The organism is Paenibacillus sp. EZ-K15 (assembly GCF_002573715.1).
Taxonomy (GTDB): domain Bacteria; phylum Bacillota; class Bacilli; order Paenibacillales; family Paenibacillaceae; genus Paenibacillus_AQ.
In genome coordinates, this window is the sequence record NZ_PDHM01000027.1 from 113110 (window position 1) to 139171 (window position 26062).

Genomic DNA, 26062 nt, shown 5'->3' on the forward strand with positions numbered 1-26062 from the left:
TATGAAGAATTATGAGGCTCCATGAGGTTTCATGAACTTATGGGAGTCTATAAGAGCTATGAGAGAGCTATGAGAGAGCCATAGGGAGTATATGAGAGCTATGAGAGTCTATGAGAGCTAACACTAAATATCATGTTAAACTCAACCCCCTAGTCATTCGACAATTCCTGAACAGATCGTAAATACCCGCCTTTACGTGCGATTCGGTTCATCGCCCTGATTTGCCGGACTGCCGAGCTTTGGCTCCGAGTCCATTGGGACGCAGCAAATACCACCCGTCCTGCCGGATCATCCTTGGATCGGCCCGCACGGCCGGCCATTTGAATCAACGCAGCTTCGTCAAAAAGCTCACTGTCTGCATCCAAAATAAACACGTCACTCTTCGGAACCGTTACCCCTCGTTCAAGAATGGTCGTTGACACAAGTAAGCGAATCTCACGGTTTCGAAAGGACATCACTTTGCTTGCCCGTTCCGGATCGATGGATGAAGTCCCTTCAATCGGCATACCCGCAATAGCCTTGCGAAGCAGCCCCAAAATAGGATCAATATGCTTGATGCGGGAAACAAACAGGAACACTTGAGCACCACGGGTAAGAGATTCGCTCAAACTGCGAACCAATGGTGGGGGAAGCTTTTTTTCCTGTAGACAGCGGCTCACCATCGAGATTTTCAGCTTTTGCGGCACGGGTAATGGATGGCCGTGGAAGCGTGCGGGGACTTTGACATGCGGCAATCGGCCTGCAGCTGCCTCACGCTGTAATGGTGTTGGTGGAGTGGCTGACAGATAGATATACTTTCCCCCTGATTTGCAAGCTCCTTTGGCCGCGTGATCCAGCATCGGATCATTATGATAAGGGAACGCATCAATCTCATCGATCACGACCAGGTCAAAAGCTCCCCTGAAACGCAGCAGTTGATGGGTCGTTGCCAGTGTGATGCTCCCCCGCTTCCATCGGTCCGGACTCCCCCCATAGAGCGTGATCACTGTCTCCTCTGGAAAAGCCTTGGATAAGCGGGGTGCCAGCTCCAGCACCACGTCCCGTCTTGGCGCAGCAACCAGCACGCGCCCACCCGCATCCAGAATAGACTGCAGCAGCGGAAAGATCATTTCGGTCTTTCCGGCACCGGTCACCGCCCAGATGAGAAACCGGGCGGGCCCCGCGGAGCCCCCTGCGGGCGGCTCCGCCAAAAACCGCAGCGCAGCGCCAGCGGCGGCGCTTTGTGCTGCGCTAAGCCCCCATCGGCCCAAGGCCGCGGTGGGGGAACCCCCGGCCGTGCCCCGCACGGCCGACCCTGCTGCGCCATGCAGCAGCAGGGCACAGGCGCGGCTGCGCCCCATCGCGAGGCAGGCCTCGCAATAGGCGCAAGCCGCCGAGCCGCACGCGGCGCATGCCGTGCGGCTTCGGGCCTCGCTGCCGCATCGCCGGCAGCGGAGGGCCACGGCCCGGCGGCGCAGCCAGCCGGGCGCACCCTGCGGGGCTGGCTGTGCCAGCCCCGCTTCCAAACGCAGGCGGCCCAGCAGGACGCCGAGCTGGGCCGCGGAGCGCCAGTCGCTGGTGTCCCCGGCGACCTCCGCCAACAAAGCCTCGACCTCGCCGGCAAGCAAGGCTCGTCCTGCCATGCACTGAATCAGCAGCTCTGCCTGCTGCATCAACAAAGCCCAATCCTCAGCCACGTTCCTCTTTTCAATAACGGAATTTACATACGATCCGTCCAACAGCTGAATCTCCGTAAACAAAACGCTCGATTGTGATTTGCTTCCTTCAGGCTCTTGTAGTAAGAACGAACTTAAGCTCTGGTACAAATAATTCTGCCATTCCGATTTCCCCCATTGATCCATGTCTTGGTTGGATCGAAATCTCTCTTGAATGACAACGGCCCATCCTAATGGAACTTGTGTTGATAACAGCACCAATGAGCGTACGCTGGCTTTCTCATCCGTCCATCGTTTCACTCCATACCACCATTGAAAATCCACCCGCATATCCAGCGAGAGACAACACTTCCATTTCTCAGATGTTCGAATGGCATATATGGCAATCTTCATGACATCAACTCCAATATCGAGACATATAAGATGGTAAAAGGCCAAGTGCTGGTATGTTATTAAGAAGCACATGTTTCAAGATTTCATATCTACAGCTCATCAACTTCATGCCGAGACCATTACATTATGAAATAGATCCTTCTCACGATGCCCTATGTCGAAATCTGTCACACCCCTAATTTAACCGCCCTATTCCCACTTCTCCTAGTCGGGTACAAGTACCGCTATGAGGGACAGAGAATCACATGGAAACAAGAACGGAGTTGAATGCAGGAGGTTCAGCGAGTTTCAGCTGTAGACAAAGTAAGAACAAGCACATTTTGATATTAGATAGCCACTCTCCTTCCAAGGAACACAAAAAACACACCCTTCGCTTACGCTAGGAGTGTGCTTCACGCCTTTAACAATATGAATACCAACCTGGTAACCAAAACAACTTGCTGATGTTTAACCCTGTACATATGGAATCCGAACAGCCTCCATCGGGTTTCTTAGATCGATCCGTATCACTTCTTCTTCATTCGGACCGGCATCCATTTCCCGAGATGCCGAGTCATCGGACTTCCAAGTCCCATATACCAGTTCAATTCCGGACAAATGAGTCAATCTCTGGACAATCTTCAGCGTATCATCGTACGACTGATCATCAAGGACGGTGACACGCACGCGCGTCCCGCTCAGCAGGGCATACCACGAAAGGGCTCTCAAATACCATTCCACCTGCCGCTCATGGTTGGACGTGATCAGCACATAATGCCTGCGCCGCTCCGTGCCTTCACCGGCTCTTCTAAGATGACGGGCATGCACGATATGAATCAGAGCAACAGCAATCCCGTACACCGCGAGTATCCACAGCAATTGGGCAACCATGAGACTCACCTCCTTCTCTTATCAACAATATATGCTGATCAGAAGGGTACGGTGACAGTTATGTAACCAGGGCCCACACGATACTTGATGGGAACGGCTCAAACCCTATAAGAAGAACATCGATCGATGTTCTTTCACGGAAGACAGACCGCGAAAACCCTACAATCATAAGAAAACCTCTATCGAGGCCAATTCAAGGACGAGCGACCGCGATTCAAAGGTAGGTTTTCTTGCGATATAGAATTTCATCAGCTCCGCTGATAACTTATAAATTCTATATCTATAACAAAAAGGAACCGCCCTTGGCAGTTCCCTCCCTATGTAAGACGCGTCCGTGCATTCGGATCGGCGATTACAACGTCACCCAGCCATATTTGATCGAGTTGATAACCGCTTGCGTACGGTCGTCCACTTCCATCTTCTGCAAAATGCTGCTGACGTGGTTCTTTACAGTTTTTTCACTAATGAACAGGTATTCCCCTATCATCTTGTTGCTCTTGCCTTCGGCCATTAGTCTAAGCACTTCCGCTTCGCGCCTTGTCAATGGGTTATTCTCGCCTGCCACAAACTTGACTCCAGCCTCACGCGAACCGCCCTCAGCCATAGCGCCTGCTTCGTTTACATAAGTCATTCGGCGGAGCTGTTGAATGAGCTTACCCGTAACTTTCGGATGGATAAATGCATATCCCTCATGTACCGAACGAATCGCATTAATCAGTGACTCGGCTTCCATATCCTTCAGGAGGTAACCGTTTGCTCCCTTACGGAGCGTTTCAAAAACATAACTTTCATCGTCATGAATCGACAGAATGATAACTTTGATCTCAGGAAACATTTCACGTAGTTTCTCAGTTGCTTGAACGCCATTTTCGGTGGGCATGTTGATATCCATCAGCACGATATCCGGCTTCACTTCGTTACAGAACTCAAGCACTTGAATTCCATCGCCGCATTCTCCGATAACGTCAATGTCGTCCTCCATATTCAGTATACGCTTCAGACCCTCCCTAAACAGCTGGTGGTCATCCGCTAATAATACTTTAATAATCGCGTTCTCTTTCTCCAAATGTTCCATCCGATTACTCCTTTCTCTTTTCTACGTTCGTCGGGATATGAATCACGATCTTCGTTCCTTGATTCTCAGCTGAATCGATCTCCATTCTCCCTTCGAGCAGCTCAACCCTCTCCCGCATGCCAATTAACCCAAAGTGGTCCTTGCTTTTCTGCTCCAGCAAATCGACATTGAATCCCAGGCCATTGTCCTGTACAACGATTTTGACCAATTGCGCCTGGTACGTGATTTCAACAAGCACATAAGTCGGGTAAGCATGTTTTGCAGCATTCGAAAGTGCTTCCTGCACCAACCGGTAGATGGCCGCCTCCATCGCAGAAGAGAGACGATGCTCTTTTCCCCGTGTCTCGAAGATCGTGCGGATTTTCGATTTCTCTTCATAATCATGCACGTATTTACGCAATGTGGGGATTAATCCTAGATCATCGAGTGCCATTGGACGCAGATTGAAAATGACTTTTCGCATTTCCTCCAAGCTCGATCGAACCTGGCCCTTCAAATCTACTATTTCGTCCTGCACCATCTTAAATTCCTGCTTTGCGAGCATTCTTTCTACAATTTCCGTCCTAAGAACCAGATTCGCCAACAATTGTGCAGGTCCATCATGAATCTCCCTGGATATGCGCTTCCGTTCTTCTTCCTGCGCCAAAATAATTTTGAGTCCAATGACCTGTCTGTTTTTCGCAGATTCGATGATTCGGGATACCTGACCCAGCTCTCCGGACAAGTATTCCAACACCACGCCCATTTGAGATCCGATCGATTCTGCTCGCTCCACCGAGTTCTCGACATTACGAACCCGCTTCTGCAGCTCATCTCGTCTTGCCTTCAGATACATTTCCTTCTCCCGGTAGATCATGAGGTCAAGCTGTAGCTGGGTTGCTTTCTCATACGCCTGCTTGATGTCCTCTTCCTTGTACCGGACAAAATCCCGGCTGACCTCGGTCAGCCGGATCCGGGAACGGCGGTAGTTCAGCTCCAGCTGATCTACCTTCTCTAAGGTTTCCGTCGTTTCTTTTAATGTCCGCTGCAGTTCATGATTGAGAGACGTGAGCTCTTGCCGCGACGCCTCCAATATTTCGAACATTTGGTATTTGCTGTCCTCCATCACTTTGATGGCATTTTTTATGACACGGTCGATGGCATCGGCTTGATAATCCACGCACTCTACTCCATTTCTAACGTTTCATATACATATCATACCATATCACGATTCGATCGTAACGGTCTTCGTGTTCTTGTCCCATTTTACTTTAAGGCCTAATTGCTCGGAAACGAGACGAAGAGGGACCAAAGTCCTACCGCCTTGGACCATAGGTGCTACAGCCGCCGAACTGCGCTTACCGTTTAGAATGAATTCCTTCTTGCCGACCGTTAATTCCATGAACATGCCGCCCCTTAGGACACCTACCCGCTGAGCGGATTGGTTCCAGGTTGCTTGCCCGCCGAACGCGTCGAGAACGTGTTTAATCGGAACGTAGGTCGTTCCATTTTTCAGAATTGGCGCCGAATCGATTGCCACTTTCGAACCATTCAGCATAAGCGATTTTTGCCCAATGGTCATGACCGCTTTGCCTGTCGGAAGCCCTTCGTTTCCTGATAGAGACGGCATCGTGAAGCGGATATCGTCAAAAGATACAGCTCCTGTCAATGCACGCTCGTCCTGGCCTTCTTCCACGTTCACCACATACAGCCGCTTCATCTGCGCCGGGAATGCAATGTTGTATCCGCTGAGATCGAGGCTCAGTGTCTTCCAACCGCTCCAATCAATCGCTTTTGCCAAGTCAACGTACACGGTTTTCCCGTTATTGTCTTGGAGTTCAGCGCGCAGCCAGTTCAGGCTGTTATCTCCCTCCACATCAATCGTCATCGCCGTGGCCTGTGCAGGAATCACTTTGCCAGTTGTGCCATTCAACTCGGCGTAAGCGTACATTTTTTGCCCTAATCCGCCTGTCATATCATAGGTCAAGTTCAAGACTTTGGACGATGCTTTTGCTCCGCTGCCATTTTTGATCGCTGCAGTCCCGGTAACTGCCGGCACATTGGTCGTGAACTTCACCGGGTAATTCACATTCTCGAAGTTCTCCCACGTGCTTTCGCCCGCTGCCGACAAAATAACGACCGTGCTAAAGCCATCATAGCGTGCGATAGCATAACCGACTTTTGTATTGCTGTTCACGGAGGATACGGTCAGGCGTCCGTCTTTCACGCTGCCTTTAAAGCCGATAAACTCCCATTTCAGCGCGCTGCTCGGAACCTCCAAACTCTGGCCGTTGCTTGTTACGGCCGTCACCGGCACGGAAACACTCGTTCCAGCCTGCAGTGGTGCACTTGATACGCCGGTAGTCAATGCAACAAGATCATCCGCGCCCAGCACCTTGACTTGCATCGTAGCTTTCGTGCTGCCGCTTACTGCTGTCAGTGTCGATGTACCCGGCTTCGTCGCTTTAATGCTTTGTCCGTTGACCGCTAGATTGCCGTTGCTGGACTTCCAAGTCGGCTTAATCGAACCTGCTTCAATTGGATTATAGTAGGTATCATAGCCTTTTAGTTCATACGTGCCCATTTGACCAATCAGGAGTGTGTTGCTGCCGCTTACTTTCAAACCCTTCAAGCTGCCCTGAGGTGCTGTGGAGAACACGCCGAGTGCGTTAACGATGCTGCGCTGCGTGGTGCCGTATTCCGTGTTAAAGGTCAACTGCGTATTCATCTCGGCTAACGGACGGTTTACCATCGTTGTCGATCCGCCGCCGTCGAGATTCATTCCCTTCCATACGCCAACTTTCGTCATGAAATCCTGAAGCTGCTGCAGCGTCATGCCTTTACTGTTATCGTTGCTCTCCGTAGCAATCAGGTAAGCGTAACGTCCGTCTTTGGAGTAGCCAACGGCTGTACGTGCCCTGCTCCCTCCAATCGAATTCACGTTTCGAGAGAATGACGTTGCCTTGCCGTTATCCACCAGAATTGTATGGCCGCCAATCATCATTTGGAGTGTAGATGGGTCCAGTTCTTTACCTGATTTTTTGGATACCAGAGCATAATTCGCTTCCAGCTTTTGACCGACAGCCAGATTTTTTTTCACGAACTCTGCCGCAGCCCCATGGGTTCGCAAAATGTAGCTTCCCTCCGGTATCGCTGTTGGCAATCCTGCCATTACTGAAATATCGGTTATGACCCCATCCGTTACCATAACCTCCGTTGGCGTTGTCGAGCTGTTCTTAGGACGCTCAACAGCCTTCCATGCGCTTGTGTAGATATAAGCTGTATTGGCATGGCTATACGTTGATCCGGTGCCTTCTGGCGCATAGGATGTTTTGTTCATACCCGCGAGCGGGAATGAGGCCCCATTCTCAGCTGTAATACTCCCAGAGAATGCAAACTCATCCAGAATTGGCGTTCCATCGTTCGTTACTCCAAAAGCATACATGCCTTTCAAATCAGATGGGGTTGACATCAACAGACCATTCGAAACTTGAGCACCCATCGGAGCCCCTTCGCTGCCGGTATTAAAAAAGTCACCGTTAATAGCAGCTACCGCGCCGTTCTCCTTAGCCATTCCGCCCGTGCTTTGTCTCGTTGTAAATTTATTCCCTTGGCCTGTCATGACATCCAGTTTCACGTATTTGTTGTTCAGATCCACCCGAACGACATTCGCCAGCGATTTTGCGCCAGTACTGTTGATATACTGATACTTCATCAAAACCGCGCCGGATGTAATGATTTCCTCACCAAGCTTCTTAGCCGATGTTGATGCCGCATAAGCTACCGAGGATGTTGATAGATTCCCTATCACTGGTATTCCGCTGCTCAGCACAGGACCCACCCAGATGACTCCTGCCAATGTAATAATCAACCATTTCTTGCCTACACCTGATGTTGTAGACTTCAGTGTTTTCCCCTGACTAACCATGTAATCGTAACTCTCCCATCTATCGTTCAACACGGATGCCGAACATATAAAGTCTCTAATTAATAGACTTCATTTTTGCGGAAAAGTTACGAATTTGTTATAAAAAAACACTTTCGCGTATCTTACACCAAGTCTTGTAAAATTTATAGCGGCATTTTTTAGGAGTCTATGTAAATCGATCCTATGTTACTATATTTTTATGTAAAAGTAACTAGTTTGTCATAAAGTTTATTCCTACTCTTCCATTTATTCATTAAAAAAAGCTGATAACCATAGTGGGTATCAACTTTTTAATTATTTCATTTTTGTCATATTTTCATATCCAACTGAGTTGAATCTCTACTCACTATGAGAATTAAGAAGCAGAAAAGGCATGTGCCGATTTTTCTCAGAAGAAAAATTAAATCAGCACATGCCTAAACTTTATATCTGGAACATATCTTAAGATTACCTTAGTTTACACCAGCTTGTTCTTTCAGTGCTTCCGCTTTGTCTACGCGTTCCCAAGGCAAATCCAGATCTGTACGTCCAAAGTGTCCGTAAGCAGCGGTTTGCTTGTAGATCGGACGACGAAGATCCAGCATGCGGATGATTCCAGCCGGACGCAGGTCGAAGTTGTTACGCACAAGCTCAACCAGCTTCTCTTCGCTCACTTTACCAGTTCCGTAAGTATCAACACTAATCGACACTGGGTTAGCGACACCGATAGCGTAAGCCAATTGAATTTCACACTTGTCCGCAAGTCCTGCGGCAACCAGGTTTTTAGCCACGTAGCGAGCCGCGTAAGCAGCGGAACGGTCAACCTTTGTAGGATCCTTACCGGAAAATGCACCGCCACCATGACGAGCGTAGCCGCCATAGGTGTCCACGATAATTTTGCGGCCTGTCAGGCCAGCATCCCCTTGAGGACCGCCGATAACAAAACGTCCGGTAGGGTTAATGAAATATTTAGTTTCTGCGTCCAGCAATTCAGCTGGCACGACAGGAAGAATGACTTGTTCTTTAATATCTTTCTGGATTTGCTCCAGCGTTGCTTCTTCGGCATGTTGAGTTGATACCACGATCGTATCCACACGGACCGGTGTATTGCCGTCATACTCAACCGTTACCTGGGTTTTACCGTCCGGACGCAGGTAGTCCAGCGTACCGTCTTTACGAACCTCGGACAAACGACGAGCGATACGGTGAGACAATGCAATCGGAAGAGGCATCAATTCTGGCGTCTCGTTGGTTGCAAAACCAAACATCAGACCTTGATCACCAGCACCGATGTTCTCGGTTTCCTTGTCCATTTGGGAAGGATCACGATTCTCCAGTGCAGCGTTTACCCCCTGTGCAATATCGGCAGATTGCTCATTCAGCGATGTTAACACCGCGCATGTATTGTAATCAAAACCGTATTTTGCACGGGTATACCCGATTTCCTTCACAGTATTGCGTACAATGGATGGAATATCCACGTATTCGGATTTAGTGCTAATTTCACCAATGACCAAAACAAGACCAGTCGCAACGGAAACTTCACAAGCTACGCGTGCGTTCGGATCGTTAGCCAAAAAAGCATCGAGTACCGCATCAGAAATCTGGTCACAGATTTTATCCGGATGTCCTTCAGTTACGGACTCAGATGTAAATAAACGTCGCCCTGTTAAAGACATGAGATCAACCTCCCATATGAATAGTATGTGATATATCAAAAGGTCCTACACAAAAAATGAACCTTTTCCGCCAGGAAAAGGTTTGAAATGTACAATCCTCAACATGCATATTAACTTATTTGTTACTAGGTGTCAATCCAGTAAGTAAGCTGCTTTCCAAGGATTTTCTTGGGTTTTTCAATCGAATGTTAGTCAAGGATAAGTACCGCTTTTAACTGAAAAACGACTACAGTCTACCGAAGAGACTTTGTTCAGCATTTCGAACCAAACGTTTGGTGATCTCTCCACCAACGGATCCGTTCTCACGGGATGTCAGATGTCCCCATCCAGGACGACGGCTGGAGGATCCACCTCCGATGGCTCCTAACTCAGAACCAAATTCCGTATCGGCTCCATTGGAACCGCTACCATATCCCACGGGTAATCCAAACTCTGCTGCAATTTCGTATTTCATTTGCTTCAGCATTTCACGACTCTCCGGTACCACTTGACGGTTACGACTGCTGCGTGCCATGAAAATACACCTCCTGTATTGGTTTTTACAGAAGTATTATCTGTCGATTTCAAAGCACTCACACGTATAAAACGTTGTCACTACTGGCAATAATTATAAGAGGATTATACCAAAAAAAAGTTGCCGTGTCTCTAAGCAGGTTGGAGCAAGTATTAGCAGAAGTCAAACGTATCTTGGTGGATTCCTACTTAATGGTGTACCCGCCGCGGACCATGACAATCAGATTGCTTGTCTGCCCTTCTTTTACCTGTATTCCCCGACCTTCACGCGGGAAGGAAAGCAGATGGTTCTTAGGCGCCGTTTCACCGTTTAACAGGTCTTTACCGTCCGTAAGATCCGCAACGCCGCTAGCGACTTCTGTGTAGATCACAGCACTACCTGAGCGAACAATGAACTCCGTCCCTGCATCGGCAATCAGAATCTTACCTGGTTTCAGCGCAACGTTCTTAACTTCATCAGCACCTTGTGATGGCTGAGTTGGATTTGTAGGATTTGTTGGGTTCGTAGACCCTCCACCACCGCCATTCAGCGCTTGCTGAATTTGTTGGTCAACGTAGCTTTTGGTGACGACCGGGTCGTCAGTGGTACCTGGGGTGGTGCCAGCGCCGGTGGCTGTGTTGTTGTAGGTTGCACCAATCCATATACCAGCTCCAATCGTCAGCGCCGCCAAGCCGACCTTTAAATAAGGTTTCATGTAATCTGTTCCTCCTAAGTTATCTATTCTATTTAACTATAAAGAAAATACTCGAACTGAACAACCCTACTATAGGTAAGGCTAAGGATTGTTTTCTTTGGAGAATTAAAAAAACACACCGGGGAACATAATGTTCCCCGGTGTGTCAAAACCTAATAGGCTTTATTATTTTGCACTGTTAACATAAGTGTTAAGATTAGTTGTTGTATTGTTGTAGGTAACGTTCGCAGTCAAGTAATGACCTGCTACATCGTTATCTTTACCAACATCAACAGTGAATGCGGAAGTGTTAGCTGTGAAAACAGTTTTAGCTGAATAGTCTACGCCACCAATGTGAACATTAGTTACGTTAGCTACATTCTTATCCAAGGTAACAGTTACAAAACCTGTTTCCTTATTGTAGCTAGCACTTGTGATTGCCACTCCGTTTGGAGCTTGAGTAGAAGCTTCAACTCTAAACTCGTCGGATTTAGCAGCAGCAGTTCTAGTGTCACGCGCAATAATGTACTGAGCGTTCTCTTTCACTTTTACTGAAACTGGTACGTTCCGGTATTTAGAATCAAGAGTAACTTCAACTTTACCGTCATCATTTTTCGTACTGTAATCACCAACTGCAATCAGCTTATTAGTTGAAAGGTCCTTAATTTCAAGGTCATTTCTCATATCAGTTCCTGTTGCTTCATACTTCGATTGAACATAAGTTGAGAAGGTAACCGTAAACTTATCTACATCTCTTGTAGAAACTCCAGTTACTCTTGGTGCTGCAGTAATGTTAAGAGTCATGTCAACATTGTTAGCATAGTTAGTCTTGTTGTTAGAGTATGTTTCAATTGAGTTGTTTGCAAACAAGGTAACGCCGCCGCCTGTAATATCAGAGTTAGCTTTCAAAGTAACTTTGTTCTCATCATAAGTTACTGTGGATGGGTAAGAACCGTTGATCAGGAAATCACCCACGCTAGCACGTGCAATTACTTGGTTGAACTCAAGTTCAACTGTTTTAGCATCAGTTTGTTTTGCTCCCAACAATCTCAATTCGTTATTTTGTCCCAAACTTACAGGATCCCAGTTAACGACTTGACCAGTTTTGGATGTGAGACCAAATGCCAATACTTTGGATACAGATCCATTTGGACCAAATGTAACTTTTGTTCCGTTAATGTACTCTGGGAACTGAAGAACTACGGATTTACCATTATTAACTGCATCAACAGTCACTTCGTTAGGCAGAGCGATTCTTTGAGTAGTTCCACCATTCTTGGTGAATTCGATATAGTAGTTGCCTTTTTCTCTAACTTTCGAAAGATCCATTTCTCTTCCGAAGTGCAGAGCAACCTTACGATTTGTTTGGTTGTAATCAATTTTCGAAATACTTGGGCTTGTAACATCAATAGCTTCGAATGAACCATTGTATTCATCCATTACGTTTCTCAATGCAGTCATGTCTTCTACATCTTTAATCTTCAAGCTGTAAGTGCCAGCTTCAAGGTTATTATAGAAGTATACATTGAAGATTTTGTTGGAAGAATCAGCAGGTACAACTTGTTTCACAGAAATTGTCTTGTCGCCTTTTTTAACTGTGTAGTACTTAATGTCCGCAGCTTTAACAGCTTTGTCAAAACGTACTGTCAGTGCATCATTTCTTTCAACACCATAGGTAGCTTCAAGAACATGAGGACGAGTCAAGTCAACACTTGCTGTAACTTTATGTTCTTTAACAGCGTTTGCGTTACCGGAGTAATCTTTAACATCAATGAACAAGGAAGTTTCGTATCCTGGCAAACGATTGTCAGTGAAATCTATTTCATATACGTTTGCAGCGATTTGAGTTGCTTTTCCTTTTTTCTTGCTGTCGCCAGACTTCCAGTAGAAGCTTTCTTCTTTAACAGAATCCGGATCGATTTCTTCATCAAAAGTTACAGTTACTTTTTCCAATGTAGCAGAGAGATCAGTAACTTTCGGGCCCTCAGTATCAACAGCAACCGTGAATTCTTTAGTATCAGCCAAAGACTTCAGACCGGCATAGTCTTCAACCAGGGAAGCAGTCAGTTTGTGCGTACCAACAGAGAGGTCGCCTGTGTAGTTTCTCAAGATCACTTCTCTTTTGTTCTCACCTTGTGTTACGGAGCCAACAAACGCTTTATCATCCAATTGGAAGTTGCTGCTAGTTGGAGCAACAGTAGGTTCAGAGAAAGTAACTTTGATAACTTTAGTTCCAAGACCTTTTACTTCAGAAACTGTTGGAAGCGTATTGTCGGAAGATGAGAAAGATACTTCACCTTGTGGGATTGTAGCACCTTTGTCGCCTTTAACATTCTTCACAACAATCTTGTATGTTGTTCCCTGTACGAATTTACTGGATTCGTTCAAGAGGATACGTACAGATTTACCATCTTCCAATACGGAAATGGATTTGATTCCTTTAGAGTTGGAATCGATAACATAGTTGTTTTTGTCGGTAGCAGACGCTCTGTCAACTTTGCCATCAAATACAACGTCAACTTCTTTCAGGTTAGTGGAAGTTGCGGATTGAACCTTTGTTGCAGACTCAACAACCCATGTTACGCTGTGTGTATACTCTTGATTTTTATGTGTAAACTTCACGTCAGTTGCTACGTTAGCTTTCAGTGGAGTATCAAGCGTTACTTTTACAATTTCATTGTCAGCAAGCTTGAATTCAACTACTTTACCGTCCTCTTTAACATCATAAGAAACCACTTTTGGTTTTTGTTGCGACAAGTAGATTGTGTAAGCAACTTCAACCAATTGGGAACGGGAAGCGTTAGCTTTAGGGTTTGTTTTAGCATCTACCAAACCAGCGTTGATTGCTGCTTGAACATAACCTTTAGCCCAGTCAGAAGCATTGTTGTTCGTTTCTGTTGGAACATCAAGCTTTTGAGCAGTAACGAGAACCTTCGCCATTTCTTGAACGGTGATTTTACCGTTGAAGTCGAAGATCATTTTCGTTGTGTTTTTACCTTCCATGATGCCTGCAGCGTATACTGCTTCTACATAAGGAGCTGGCCATTTGTCAGCTTTGTAGTTTTTGTCTTTGAAAGACGCTTTGCCTTGGATTGGCTCAAGACCCATGATGCCTACCAAAACTTTCGCGAACTCAGCGCGAGTCATTTCTTTGTCAAGACCAGCAGTTCCATCTGGATAGCCAGTGAAGATACCTTTTTCTTTCAATACATCAAATTTCTGTTGTGTGTTAAGCGCATCGTCACCGAATGCAACAGAAGCAAACATCGAGAATGCCATTGCTGTAGACAGTGCTACGGATAAAATTTTCTTCATAACCTTTTTTTCTCCTCCTTGAATCATCACTTGATTGTTTTCTTTAATTTGGTAGCTCTTATCACTCATTGTCCTGCACCTCCTTTCCCGAGTTGAGCATAAATCATAAATGATGTCTGTGACGATATCACAGAATCTTGTTAACGAGAGAACACTACAAACTAGAATAGATTCCTAATCCTACCTAGGTATTATACAACGAGTCCCATACTCCGTAAAGAACATTTTTCTAATTAATAGACAAGTTTCTTGTTTCGGATAATCTTGGGTTCCTCATTGCGTTCTACATTATAAACGTTTGATTTCTCAAAAAGTTGCGGTTGTTGCAAAGTTTTTTTAAAAATATTTTCGAAATCATGCTCGATTCGCATAACATTGGGTCAATTACATAAAACGACAACAAAAAAGACGCCCTATGGGCGCCCTTTGTAGAATACTAGCGAATCTTCATAGCAAGCTGGATAATTCGTGCACGCATCTCCGGATTACTATGCAGCGTGCTGTACATCTGATCAATCTCTGCTTTATTCGTACGATATGATTTGTCATGTTTTATTGTTGTATGAGACCATTGGATCAACGCATTCTCTGCCGCTGTCATTTCGTTAAATGAATCATGAAAGCCTGTCTCAACAACGAGTCCCTCCATGACTTCCTGAGTTATCTCATCATGAGCGGCACGAGCCAGCTCAATCTTCTTCTCCATCACTTTGGCTTTTTCCTCGAACTTGGTCTTCGCCTTCATGTAGTCGAGCTGCGCTTTTGATAATATCGGCTTCATAAATTCATCTTCACCCTCTAAAAATAGTATGTGCTTCCGCTATTGTAGCGTATTCTACATGAAATTACAAAACATTAGATATTGGTAAACGGTTTCTTGGCCCATAATATCGTCCTTAAGATCTTGTTAATTATGTTATATATAACCTTATCCATCATAATTTCACATAAGAAAACGAGAGCACAGCCATCAGAAGTTAGGCGTCTGCTCTCGTTCCTTTTGTCCTACAGTTTCTTCTTATTATATAACCTACATCATTTTAAGTTTGTTCATCATGCGTTTCACGATCGTCGCCGTATCTGCACGATTCAGAACAGCATCCGGGTTGAAGTTATACGTCGGTTTCTTCTCGCCTTCTTTCAAGCTGTTGGCAACACCCGTGATGATGCCGGCCTTACTTACAGCAAGAATGGCTGGATAAGAGTAATTCGATTTGATTTTGCCGACATCTTCGAACTGCTTTTGAAGTGCTGCTTTATCTTTTTCGATCTCACCCATCTTCAGGTTGAGCGCACGTGCAATCATGTTGGCCGCTTCTTCACGAGTCAGTTCCATATTAGGAGCAAAGCTTCGTGGCGCAATGCCGCGAATGATTCCTTTTCTGGCAGCTGTCTCAATATAACGGTAATCCCACTGCATGCTATTGACAACACTTTCCTGATAAATGTCATCAAAAGTGAGCTTGTTCTTATCGGTATCATAATCCAACGGAATGTCCAGCAGCTTCACTATAATAGTAGCTAATTCACCGCGAGTCATTGGATCATACACGCCGAATGCATCCGTCTTGGACGCCTTCATGTATCCTCTGGCCAGCATCAATTCAATATCGTTACGGGCCGTCTTATGCGAGATCGCATCGGAGTAGCTATAACGCAAGGATTTAACTGCGTAATAACCGAATCCCTTAAATGGAGCCGTAACAGTTTTCTTCTTGGCATCTACTTTCCCGCCGATGTTGATCCAAGTTCCTTGGGACGGGTTATACCACCAAATGCCCAAGTTGCTGGAAGCCGAGTTCACCAGTGCAGAGTCATATTTCAAGGTAATTGTACCTTTTTGGGACAACTCCATCCAGTTCTGGGGAATCAAGCGTTGATGGAATTCATTGCCTTTAGCATACGGATGCGCTGCTGCTTTCACATTAAAGTCCTCTACGTTGCTGCTGTATGCATTAAGCGAACCCGCATCCAGCCAGTACAGAGGTGATGAATAGCCGTAATGGGCTGCCGGAGTGAAACGGAACGCATTGTTGTTATCCCCTGGAATGAGGGACAGGCGTCCATCCATTTCTACACCGTTCTCGATTTCGCCGATTCGATTGTAAGCTTTAACGGTCCGCCCATCGATCTGGTTGGCAATACCAAACAGGATGTCATGCTCGCCGAGCAAATTGATCGTAGGCACTTCTGCATTCGGACTTGATTTTGCCTGTTGAAGCACCGTGCCTTTCGGTAAGGACAGAGACAAATCACCCTTAAATACTTTAACCTTACCTGACTTCGAAATATTTGTTTTAAACTGAGAGCCTTCTGTTGCATCATCCGTGTACGTTACAACGAATTGCCCGCTTGTCTTTTTGGTGCCTTGTTCGATCGTGAACTTAATCGTATTTTTACCGTTTTTCAGGTTCTTGACCTCAAGACGGAAAATGTCGCTAATTTCGGATTTCACCATTGGCGTTTTGCCAATCAGAATGGAATTAGCTCCTTCAGCCTTGATGCTTACCTCTACAAAGTTCTGTTTCAAAACTCCTTCGTTAGGGAGCCTAGGAGAAAGAACTTCGTACGGCGCACGCTCACGAGTAATTTCAATGGTATCTGTGGTTGTAACCGACTGATATCGCGAACCGATGCTGATTGCCTGCAATCCAACCTCTGGAAGCGCGAGTTCTTTAAATACAACGCGGGCAGAGCTGGAGTTTGCTCCATTGACAATGGAAAAGTATCGGCCGTGCTCCGCCGGATCAATGGGATCCAATTGCGTCTTCAGTGTCCCGCCTGTAAGACGCCAGGTTCCTGTATTGTCTTTGGTAAAGACTGCAAAGATGGATGGCGTAGGATGGCTGAGGTTCACCGTGATCTCATCGGTGTATTCCACTTCAAAGCGAAGCCCCAGAGCCTTTTCATATGTGTTGTAAGCATTCTTGGCCGTTTCTCTGAACAATCCGTCTGGATCCGATTCTGTTCCGGAACCAACCGGGAAAGGAATCATGTTCTTGATAATCGAACGGGTGTCGCTAAAATACAGCAGTGTAAGCTTTGTCGAGATTTTCCCACTCTTGTCAGCGACCACCAAAGTATTCGGACCTGGAATCAGTTGCAGGAACGCCGTATCTGTAAAGCTGAACTCGCCATTTCCGTTCACCGTCAGATCGCGAGTGTTACCATTCAAGGAAATCGTAAGTCCTGATGTTCCCGTGTAGTTCACAATCCGGCCCGTTACTTGATTGAAATCTGTACTATTCTTAAACACCTGATTGTTATACAAATGATAAATATCAATATACGTGGAGGACAGGAATGTTACCGGGATCACCTTGGTATCGGAGACGCCCGATCCATTGCTGACCTTGATGATCAGGTTCTGTTGTCCTGAAGGCAGATTCGTGATTTTAAAAACCGTGTGGCTATTATAGGTAAGTTTCTGGGCAATCGTGCCGCCGCCCTTGCTGGATTCAATCTCGACATCACCTGCGTTCACTTGTTCCACCATTAAGTAGATCGGCAATTCGTTAAGGACAGTATTGTTACTGCTTGGAAAAATGGACTGAGAGGTAGATGATACCGTTCCCCCACTCTCTGTCACACCGTATAGCTGATACACCTGCTTAATTGTAGGTGCATTGACATCGCGATAAGTGAAAGGATTTTTCACATCGAAACCAGTGGTAGTGTCCTTAGTATAAACAAAGTACTCTCCACTCTGTGTAATGCTAACTGAGCCAGTGGATGTAAAAGGATACATCAAGCTGTTTCCTAGGAGGCTTGCTGCACCTACGGTTGCATTTGAGCTCATAATTGGCACCGTGGATCCTGTCGGAAATACGGATACTTCAAGAGTTGGCGGTACCGCAGGCGTACCAGCCGGAGGAGCATCCATGATAACATAACCGGAGATGACGCCGTTAACCGTACCGGTTACAACGGCTTGCCCATCGATCTTGGTGTTACCAATTTGCAATTGATTGACCGTCAAGGAGCCTGTCGGATGATATACGACCTGTCTATTAATGGTCTGTGTTTTCGATTCCGAGTTAACGACGATAACCAGATCGTTAACACCCTTCTGCAATTGGATCCCTGCGGAGTAATACGTATCGCCACCGCCGGCATACATGGCCATGCCGTTAACGGTCACGCCTTTGGAGCCATTGGTCGCTTTTACCGAGATGCTAACGGTCTGCGTAGTAACGACAACCGGCTTGGAAGCATTCTCTTCCAGGACACGTCCATCACTTAGCGCTACTTCGTACACAGCCGGTACGTCGGAAAATTTCACATAAGCCGTCGCACTCATCTGCTGGCCTTGCGTACTCATACCGGATACGATGATTTTGTTCACGCCCTGATTCAACTGCACATTCAGGAACTCGAACGTATTCGCTGCTTCGTCCAGAATCGGCTTAACACCTGTTCCGCCTGTGGTTGTGTCATCGAAGCGTTTAATCTCATACGAGATGGTATTCGGGTTAATGCCGTTATAGGTACCCGAAACCGAAATCGAATTCCGGTTCTCCGGTGTTGGAGAATTCGGATCCGTACTTAGATTTGAAAAGTGAAAATACAAGGCTCCATTTGCAGCTGAAGCCGGTAATGCCGGAATTAGGGAAAAGAACATAGCAATGGCCAATAACAGGCTTGCTATTGTACGGAAATTTTTCTTCAACGGTTGTGCCTCCTTGATCATTCGGACGTTGGCGTCCGTTTTGGGTGTTACGTCGTTCACTGGGTCCCCTCGCTTTCACTGACAGATTGGTTCTATCGCATAGTTCATATATCGGAAGCGAGTGTCCTATTATTTAGCAAAAATCACAAAAAAGCCTCACCCTTTTTGGTGAGGCTGGCATGTCCGATCTGGACGCATCATGAAAAAGAATAAGTTCTACTTGGAGCGGCTTTCGGGATTTGCCTTCATTCGCATACGGTTGATCAATCCAAGAATCGGCCGTTTGGTCTTGCCGACCAGTCCGATAATTTCCGCACCGATCTGCATGAAACACATCATGACGCAGATGACAACAAAGGTCACCCAGTTTGCTTCATACATGGCAGCCGAAGATTGAATGACGGCCAGTACGCCGAAAAACGCGGCAATCACGTAAATGATCAATACCGTCTGACGGTGACTGAATCCAAGCTCGCGCAGACAGTGATGCAGATGTCCTTTGTCCGGAGCGAAGATCGGTTTCTTCTGGATTTTACGACGGATAATAGCGAAAAACGTATCAGACAACGGAACACCGATAATAATCAGCGGCGTAATGAAGGATACAATCGCAATCTGTTTAAATCCAAGCAGGGACAGCATGGCCAAACAGAATCCAAGGAATAACGAACCCGTATCCCCCATGAAAATCTTGGCCGGATGGAAGTTAAAAAACAGGAACCCGATAATGCTGCCGAGGAGCAGCAGACAGAGCAAGGCAACAGTGGTATTGCCCATCAAGACGGCCATGACCAGAATCGTACCGATCGCAATGCCCGATACTCCGGCTGCAAGTCCATCCAGTCCGTCAATGAGATTAATCGCGTTGGTTACGCCGACAATCCAGAAGATTGTCAGTGGAATCGATACCCAGCTCTCCAGCATGGAGTACCGGTCCTGGAACGGTATATTTACAAAGTCCACGGTAATATTAAATCCGAATACAACTACGCAAGCAGCTGCAATTTGAGCCAAAAACTTCACTTTGGCCGAAAGTTCAAATCGATCATCCAAGGCTCCGATCAATACGATCATGGAACCGCCGATTAGAAATGCCTTCATAAAGTTGGCATCGCGAGGCGACAGGCTATCCGGAAGAAAAGGAAGAACTGCAATCAGTCCAAGAATAAAAGCCAGATAGATGCCAAGTCCCCCGAGTCGGGGCATGATCCGGGTATGAACCTTGCGGGCATTAGGAACGTCAACGGCACCAATCTTAACGGCAAACTTCTTCACAAGCGGCGTTAAGAGCAGAGCGAGCGTCAGCGATACGATAAACCCGATGATGTATATCATTAACATGTAATCATTCGACCCCCAATATTGTCTACCGGTTGAATTATACTCCCTTCGGGTCCGAAAACCAATACCAATTTCCGGTGAAATCTCGGATTTTCCTCACAGAAATGAGCCATTTAGCTCGATTTCGTTACGTTTTCTTTCTCGCGCAGCACTTTCACTACGAATTTCGGCAGCGCAAGCATTCTTTTGTAACGGGTAGGCTCCTTCAGAAGGCGGTAAAACCATTCGAGACGCAGCTTTTGGAATACTTTCGGTGCTCGCTTCAGTTTGCCGGAGATAATATCAAAAGATCCCCCGACTCCCATAACAACCGGAACTTGAAGCGATTGTTTATGCTGGGCAATCCAAGGCTCTTGAGTGTCCGCACCACGGGCGACAAACAAAATATCCGGTGAAGCTGCCCGAATCTGCTCAATGACGGCAGCATCTTCATCAGGTCCAAAAAAACCATCCCGATAGCCGCATATAATGGCAGCCGGATATTGCATTTGTAACCTTTCAGCTGCTTCCTGAATCACTTCGGAGGTGGTTCCCAGCAGAAAGAACTTCCATCTATAGGTTTCCCCGACCTTCAACAATTCATGTAACAGCTCAAAGCCGGTTACGCGCCCCTCCAGCGGTTCGCCACCTACACTGGCAGCCCAGACGATCCCCGTGCCATCCGGAACAATGATTTCGGCATTTTGCATCATCTGTTTATATTCCGGATGGTTTACGGCCGTCATCACCATGATCGGATTTGCTGTTATGACATGGTGGGGCTGTCTCGACTGCACTGCTTCTGTCAGAAATTTCACAGTATCTTTCATACTGAGTTTAGAAAAAGGGATCTCGAACACCGATACGGTAGGAAATGGATAGGTCTGTTTCATGTTTATCATCCTCTATGGCATAAATATTGGGCAATGTGGCGTGCAGGCATAGCAGCCTCTTGTTTCAATACGGTAATCTGCTCGCCGTGCTCCGCTTTCCATGCCGCTGCATCATCCAGCAGCTTCAGCATCTGATCCTTTAACGTATCTGCGTCAAGGGATTCACTGCTTCCCACAGGTTCGCTGCCAAGCCGCTTCAAAAAGTGATTGATTTTCGGATCATAGGAAATTCCGAGCAACGGCACACGCTGATTCGCGGCATAGATCAGGCTATGCAGACGCATGCCCAATATCATATCACAACGGCTAACCTCTCGCAGCATGTCCTGCGGCTGCTTCTCATCACGATAGAAACTGATGTTCGAACCATTCTTGGAAATATCGCCAATGCCGCTAGCAATAAACTGCGAAGCCTCAAGATCATCCGGCTGATGAAAAGGGAGAAAACGAAGATGGACCGGACGTTGTGCAGCTAATGCCTTTAAACCTTCCGCAGCAGCCTTCAGCTCTTTGCGTTCCGGATGCCAATATCGAACCGAAATACCGATAACCGGCAGAGAACCTTCCTCTTCCATCTCACGATTTGATAATGAGGACTGCATGAAAGGTTCTTCGAATGATTCACGCTGTTCTTCTATAGAAGAAACTGATGCAACACCGTTCTCTTCCAGAGTCGATCCCGGGTTGGAATCACACTGAACACCCTCGCCCTCTGGCAGCGGCAAGCCCATCACCGGATCGGGCACGACGTGAATGGCTTCCCCTGATATTCCCATAGACTGAAGCAGTTCACCTGACTGCATGTCACGAACCGAGATGTAGGTGCATTTGCGGAAGATCGAGCGAATCATCGGATAAAACAGCTTACGGTTGACCGGACCTACACCCTGCGCATAAATAAACGTCGGTTTACCAAGCCACTGTGCGATCTTGAGAACGCCCAGGTAATACGGGATCGTTTTCGGGCTGGTGGCATCCTGCAGCAAGCTTCCTCCACCGCTGATCAAGCCGTCACTGTTCTTGATTGCCTGTCGAACTTCTCCCAGCTTCATCCGGTGTACGGACTTTACCCCATAAACCGCTGAGGTCCATTCGGGATCAATGGAAAGTACAACGGGGTTGATATCAACCCCCGCCGCCTTTCCTTCCTGCTCCAGTGCGGTCAGGATGGATTTCAGGACCGCTTCGTCACCGCTATTTTTGAATCCGTAGTATCCGGAAATGACTATTGTTTTAGAAGTGGAGACCATCGTTTCCAGATCCTTTCTGCCACTTGCCATACCAATATCGCGATCAATCCGATAATTAAGCCGAGTCCAAGACCCAGTACAACGCGAATAGCCGAAATATAGAGTGGCGTGTGAATATGCGTAAATGTTCCGACCATCGACAACTGCCCCATCACACCGATAATGAGCAGATAAACGGCATGACGGTATTTAAATGACAGGAAGACGCCAAGCACCATCATTGGATGGGCCAGCAAGAACTCCTTGTTACGCGGACGTACGCCAAACGTATTTTCTAGGAATGTACGGAATGTCATTTCGATCGAGGACACATTGCCTGCATTACCTGTACGTGTGAGATAGTACCAACCAACGATAGCTACAATACCGGCTGCGATGACCCATGTTAGTGAGATCGGTGTTTTAAGCAATTTCAGGATTGAGTTATAAGTCGATCCACCGCGGTACAGTACTACGTAGATTGCAATGAGCCCAATCGGTGCCGCAGCCAGCAAATTCACGCCGCGGAACTGGTCCAGAACGAGCATATAGGTCACATTATTCAATAACGCTACAACGATCGGTACAGCTGCGAGCGACAAGATCGTAGTCTTTACCAATAATACGATCGAATGGGTCACTCTTCTGCCAGAACTCATGTCCGGTATGCTCTGCTGCGTTTCATTTACTTTGCGAATGGCCAGAATGACGGCAACCGTTGGAGCACTGATTGCAGCTAATAGAGCTAAGGCCTGTTCAAGTAATGTTGGTTTCAGAACATACAATCCCGCACTGCCCAAAAGCCCGATCAGGAAAGCGGCAATCGTAAGGAACGGAATGTAATATGAAATCATGAGCGCAATCAGAGCTACAGCTCCGACGACAGCCCCAAGCTTGAAGTAACGCTGCAAGGAAGAGTCGGTTACCTTAAACGGCTCTGCTGGACCCATGGTGAAACCATTGTCCTCCATCTGCTTAATGGCCTGACCCGAACCTGTCAAACTGTCAATCAGATTATCCAGCGGGTGGGTAACAGACGCTTTGGTCATATCCCGGCTTGGCTCTGCGTTTAAATAGAACATTCGAATGTTACGGTCTTTGGAAGCCAGTGCAAAACGGTCTCCAATAACCTCAGGCTCCAGATTAGCATCCCGCTCGCTTAAGGAATAAATACGGGTTACATTGTAATCTGTTAAATAGGCAAGCTTCGTAAATCCTTTTTGCGGACGCTTGATATTCTCAATCGCCACGAGGCCGATACCATGTTGGTTCAAAAGCTCACCAAAGGAATCCAAGCTTTTCATGTCGGCATTATCGTTGAAGCCTTTGGCGGAATCACCTTCAAACAAAATTCGTTTTACGCCGTTTTCCGCGAAGTACGCCATCAGCTTCTCCATATAGGTCTGGTCATACGGAAGACTGTCCGACAGACGCGGCACAATGTTAAAGCCCTTCTCTCGCAGCATGCCAATGGTAATCGGGTCTGGAGACAACGGTTTGATGACCGCATTGGATCGCGGAGTTTCCAACACCAACCCATCCACTCCACGCTCGAACTGCCAAGATCTTACCGGAATGCCCAACCTTGTGTAGGCTTCTTCGATAATGGGTTTAATTAAAGTCGCGCTTTCCTCGTTCAGGAACGAAACATACGTAAAATTCTCGTTCGGCGAGACCGTCGTACCTGTCAGATCGGCGACCTGCTGCCCGTCATATACCGATATTCGCCGCGATTTCACCAGCTCGTCCAGCGTGCTCTCATAAAGTGCCATACTGATTACGCCAGCTTCTTTCAGGCGATCCAGCTGCTCGGATACAAAATCCTGCGGCTTGGATTGATATACCGCGACATCCAACAAATCCCGATAATCAAACACCAACTCGACGTTCTTTGATGTTGATTCTGTTTGCAGTCGGTCATAACCTACCGGCAGGGCCGCTGCAACGCCAAGAACAACCAGAATCCACAGCCACTTGCGGGCTGCTGTGTTCCAGCGTTTCCAATTCTGAACCACGAAAGTACCTCCTCATCGAACCTATGGAAATTTACGATGGAGGGCAACAGTCCTCTTGGGCCTTGCAGCAACCATCGTAAATTCCCTTCGTTCTCTTCTCTCATTAAATGTATCTATGTTTAAGCGTCTACCCGGGCCATGACTTGATCCGAGAGCGATTGAATTTTGCGCTTCGCATCGGCGAGAGATTCGCCGCGCACGGCAAAATACACTTTGATCTTCGGCTCGGTACCGGAAGGTCTCAGGCAGAACCAAGATCCGTCTTCAAGCAAATACTTCAACACATTTTCCTTTGGCAATCCGCCCAGGCCTTCCGCATAATCAAGCACCTGCTTAACCGACACGTCTCCGACTTCCCCAGGTGGATTGTCGCGCCAATCAGACATCTTCGCTTGAATCTGGGCGACGCCATCCTTACCCTTGAGCGTCCGGGATTCCAGTGTCTCGAGGAAATAACCGAATTGCTCATACAGCTCCTGCAGCACATCGTACAAGGTCTTGCCTTGTGCTTTATAATAGGCGGCCGCTTCGCATATCAGCATCGAGGCCAATACCGCATCCTTGTCGCGGGCATAATTCCCAGCCAAATAGCCGTAACTCTCCTCATAACCAAACAGATACGTATGACTGCCGGACTCCTCGAACTGGGTCATTTTCTCACCAATGTATTTGAAGCCCGTCAATGTATTCAAGACGGCAGCACCATAATGCTCAGCAATCGCCGCTCCCATCTCACTCGTTACGATCGTCTTGATAACTGCACCATTATTAGGCAGCTTACCCGCTTCCTTCAATTGGCCCAGCAAATAGTGGATCATAATTGCCCCGGATTGATTGCCTGTCAGCACGACGTATTCGCCCCGGCTGTTCTTCACCACAGCCCCCATGCGGTCCGCATCAGGATCCGTCCCGATCAAAATGTCAGCTCCCACTTCCTCACCAAGCTTCATCGCCAGTGTGAAAGCTTCCCGCTCCTCCGGATTTGGAGATTTAACGGTGGAGAAGTTTCCATCCGGCTCGGCTTGCTCCGGAACAACATGAATATGCTTAAAGCCGATGTTGCGCAGCACGCGCTCTACGGGTGCTTGCCCTGTTCCATGCAGCGGTGTAAATACGATTTTGAAATCCTCGGCAAGCTTGGATGCGATAAGTTCCCGATTCACGCTGACATTCGTCACCGTATCCACAAAAGCCTGGTCCTCCGCTTCGCCCAGCCAAACCAGCAGGCCTTGAGCCTCTGCATCAGCCTGAGACAGCCTCTTGACCGCGGAGAAAGAATCGACCTCCTGTATCCGGGCAATCACGTTCTCTGCTTCGTGCGGTACCAACTGGCCGCCTTCACGGTTGTACACCTTATAACCGTTGTATTCCGGCGGATTATGGCTTGCCGTGATAACAATCCCTCCGGTAGCACCCAAGTGACGTACGCTGAATGACAATTGCGGCGTTGAACGCAAGGAAGGATACAGCTTCGCTACAATCCCGTTTCCGGCCAGAACCAAAGCAGCCTCTAAAGCGAATTCCGGCGAGAAATGCCGGGAATCATGGGCAATGACAACAGAAGGCTTGCCCTCCGCGGTGCCATGAGCCTCCAGAATATATTGGGCAAAGCCTTGTGTTGCGCGACCTACCGTATATTTATTAATCCGGTTGCTGCCTGCACCAATGACGCCGCGCAGACCACCCGTTCCAAATTCCAGATCACGATAAAACCGTTCCTCCAGCTCTTTGGCGTCGTGCTCAAGTGAACGCAGTTCCTGTTTCGTCTCCTCATCTACATAAGGATCATTCAACCAACGTTGTACCGTATCGATTGTTCTCTGACTCATCTCTGACATGAAAAAAAGTCTCCCTTCCTCATCCAAACAAGAATAGT

Annotated in this window: 16 protein-coding genes; all 16 read right to left on the bottom strand. The window is 47.2% G+C overall.

Annotation, left to right across the window (positions count from 1 at the left end; genetic code table 11):
* Window positions 1-149 precede the first annotated feature (149 nt).
* Window positions 150-2048: a helicase-related protein gene (locus CRG97_RS30235; protein ID WP_098749205.1), complete on the bottom strand. Its 1899-nt coding sequence runs from the start codon at window positions 2046-2048 to the stop codon at window positions 150-152.
* A 447-nt stretch (window positions 2049-2495) separates the two neighbouring features.
* Window positions 2496-2918, bottom strand: a complete 423-nt coding sequence (locus tag CRG97_RS30240; RefSeq protein ID WP_098749206.1) for a hypothetical protein — start codon at window positions 2916-2918, stop codon at window positions 2496-2498.
* A gap of 352 nt (window positions 2919-3270) precedes the next feature.
* Entirely contained in the window at window positions 3271-3993 is a 723-nt protein-coding gene (locus CRG97_RS30245; RefSeq protein ID WP_076324006.1) for a response regulator, read from the bottom strand.
* Window positions 3994-3997: 4 nt separating this feature from the next.
* Window positions 3998-5152, bottom strand: a complete 1155-nt coding sequence (locus tag CRG97_RS30250; RefSeq protein WP_076324005.1) for a sensor histidine kinase — start codon at window positions 5150-5152, stop codon at window positions 3998-4000.
* A gap of 45 nt (window positions 5153-5197) precedes the next feature.
* A complete protein-coding gene (locus CRG97_RS30255) occupies window positions 5198-7900 on the bottom strand; it encodes a phosphodiester glycosidase family protein (RefSeq protein ID WP_098749207.1) in 2703 nt (900 codons plus the stop codon).
* 452 nt (window positions 7901-8352) lie between these two features.
* Window positions 8353-9558, bottom strand: a complete 1206-nt coding sequence (gene metK / locus CRG97_RS30260) for a methionine adenosyltransferase (protein ID WP_098749208.1) — start codon at window positions 9556-9558, stop codon at window positions 8353-8355.
* 226 nt (window positions 9559-9784) lie between these two features.
* Window positions 9785-10072, bottom strand: a complete 288-nt coding sequence (locus CRG97_RS30265) for an alpha/beta-type small acid-soluble spore protein (protein ID WP_098749209.1) — start codon at window positions 10070-10072, stop codon at window positions 9785-9787.
* Between the two features lie 184 nt (window positions 10073-10256).
* Complete coding sequence (locus CRG97_RS30270; RefSeq protein WP_098749210.1) at window positions 10257-10766, bottom strand: hypothetical protein; 510 nt, start codon at window positions 10764-10766, stop codon at window positions 10257-10259.
* 165 nt (window positions 10767-10931) lie between these two features.
* Window positions 10932-14129, bottom strand: a complete 3198-nt coding sequence (locus CRG97_RS30275) for an S-layer homology domain-containing protein (protein ID WP_098749211.1) — start codon at window positions 14127-14129, stop codon at window positions 10932-10934.
* Between the two features lie 367 nt (window positions 14130-14496).
* Window positions 14497-14841, bottom strand: a complete 345-nt coding sequence (locus CRG97_RS30280; RefSeq protein ID WP_098749212.1) for a hypothetical protein — start codon at window positions 14839-14841, stop codon at window positions 14497-14499.
* 249 nt (window positions 14842-15090) lie between these two features.
* Window positions 15091-18729 (bottom strand): S-layer homology domain-containing protein, encoded by a 3639-nt coding sequence (locus CRG97_RS30285; RefSeq protein ID WP_098749213.1) that lies wholly within the window; start codon window positions 18727-18729, stop codon window positions 15091-15093.
* A gap of 216 nt (window positions 18730-18945) precedes the next feature.
* A complete protein-coding gene (locus CRG97_RS30290) occupies window positions 18946-20070 on the bottom strand; it encodes a glycosyltransferase family 4 protein (RefSeq protein WP_098749214.1) in 1125 nt (374 codons plus the stop codon).
* A gap of 113 nt (window positions 20071-20183) precedes the next feature.
* A complete protein-coding gene (locus tag CRG97_RS30295; protein ID WP_098749215.1) occupies window positions 20184-20942 on the bottom strand; it encodes a WecB/TagA/CpsF family glycosyltransferase in 759 nt (252 codons plus the stop codon).
* 5 nt (window positions 20943-20947) lie between these two features.
* The gene (gene csaB, locus CRG97_RS30300; protein ID WP_098749216.1) at window positions 20948-22192 is read right to left on the bottom strand and encodes a polysaccharide pyruvyl transferase CsaB; all 1245 of its coding nucleotides are present in this window, start codon (window positions 22190-22192) and stop codon (window positions 20948-20950) included.
* Window positions 22168-24186 (bottom strand): DUF5693 family protein, encoded by a 2019-nt coding sequence (locus tag CRG97_RS30305; RefSeq protein ID WP_098749217.1) that lies wholly within the window; start codon window positions 24184-24186, stop codon window positions 22168-22170. The genes csaB and CRG97_RS30305 overlap by 25 nt, the downstream gene beginning before the upstream one ends.
* 119 nt (window positions 24187-24305) lie before the next feature.
* Window positions 24306-26024, bottom strand: coding sequence for a phospho-sugar mutase (locus CRG97_RS30310; RefSeq protein ID WP_098749218.1), 1719 nt, complete (start codon window positions 26022-26024; stop codon window positions 24306-24308).
* Window positions 26025-26062: the final 38 nt, after the last annotated feature.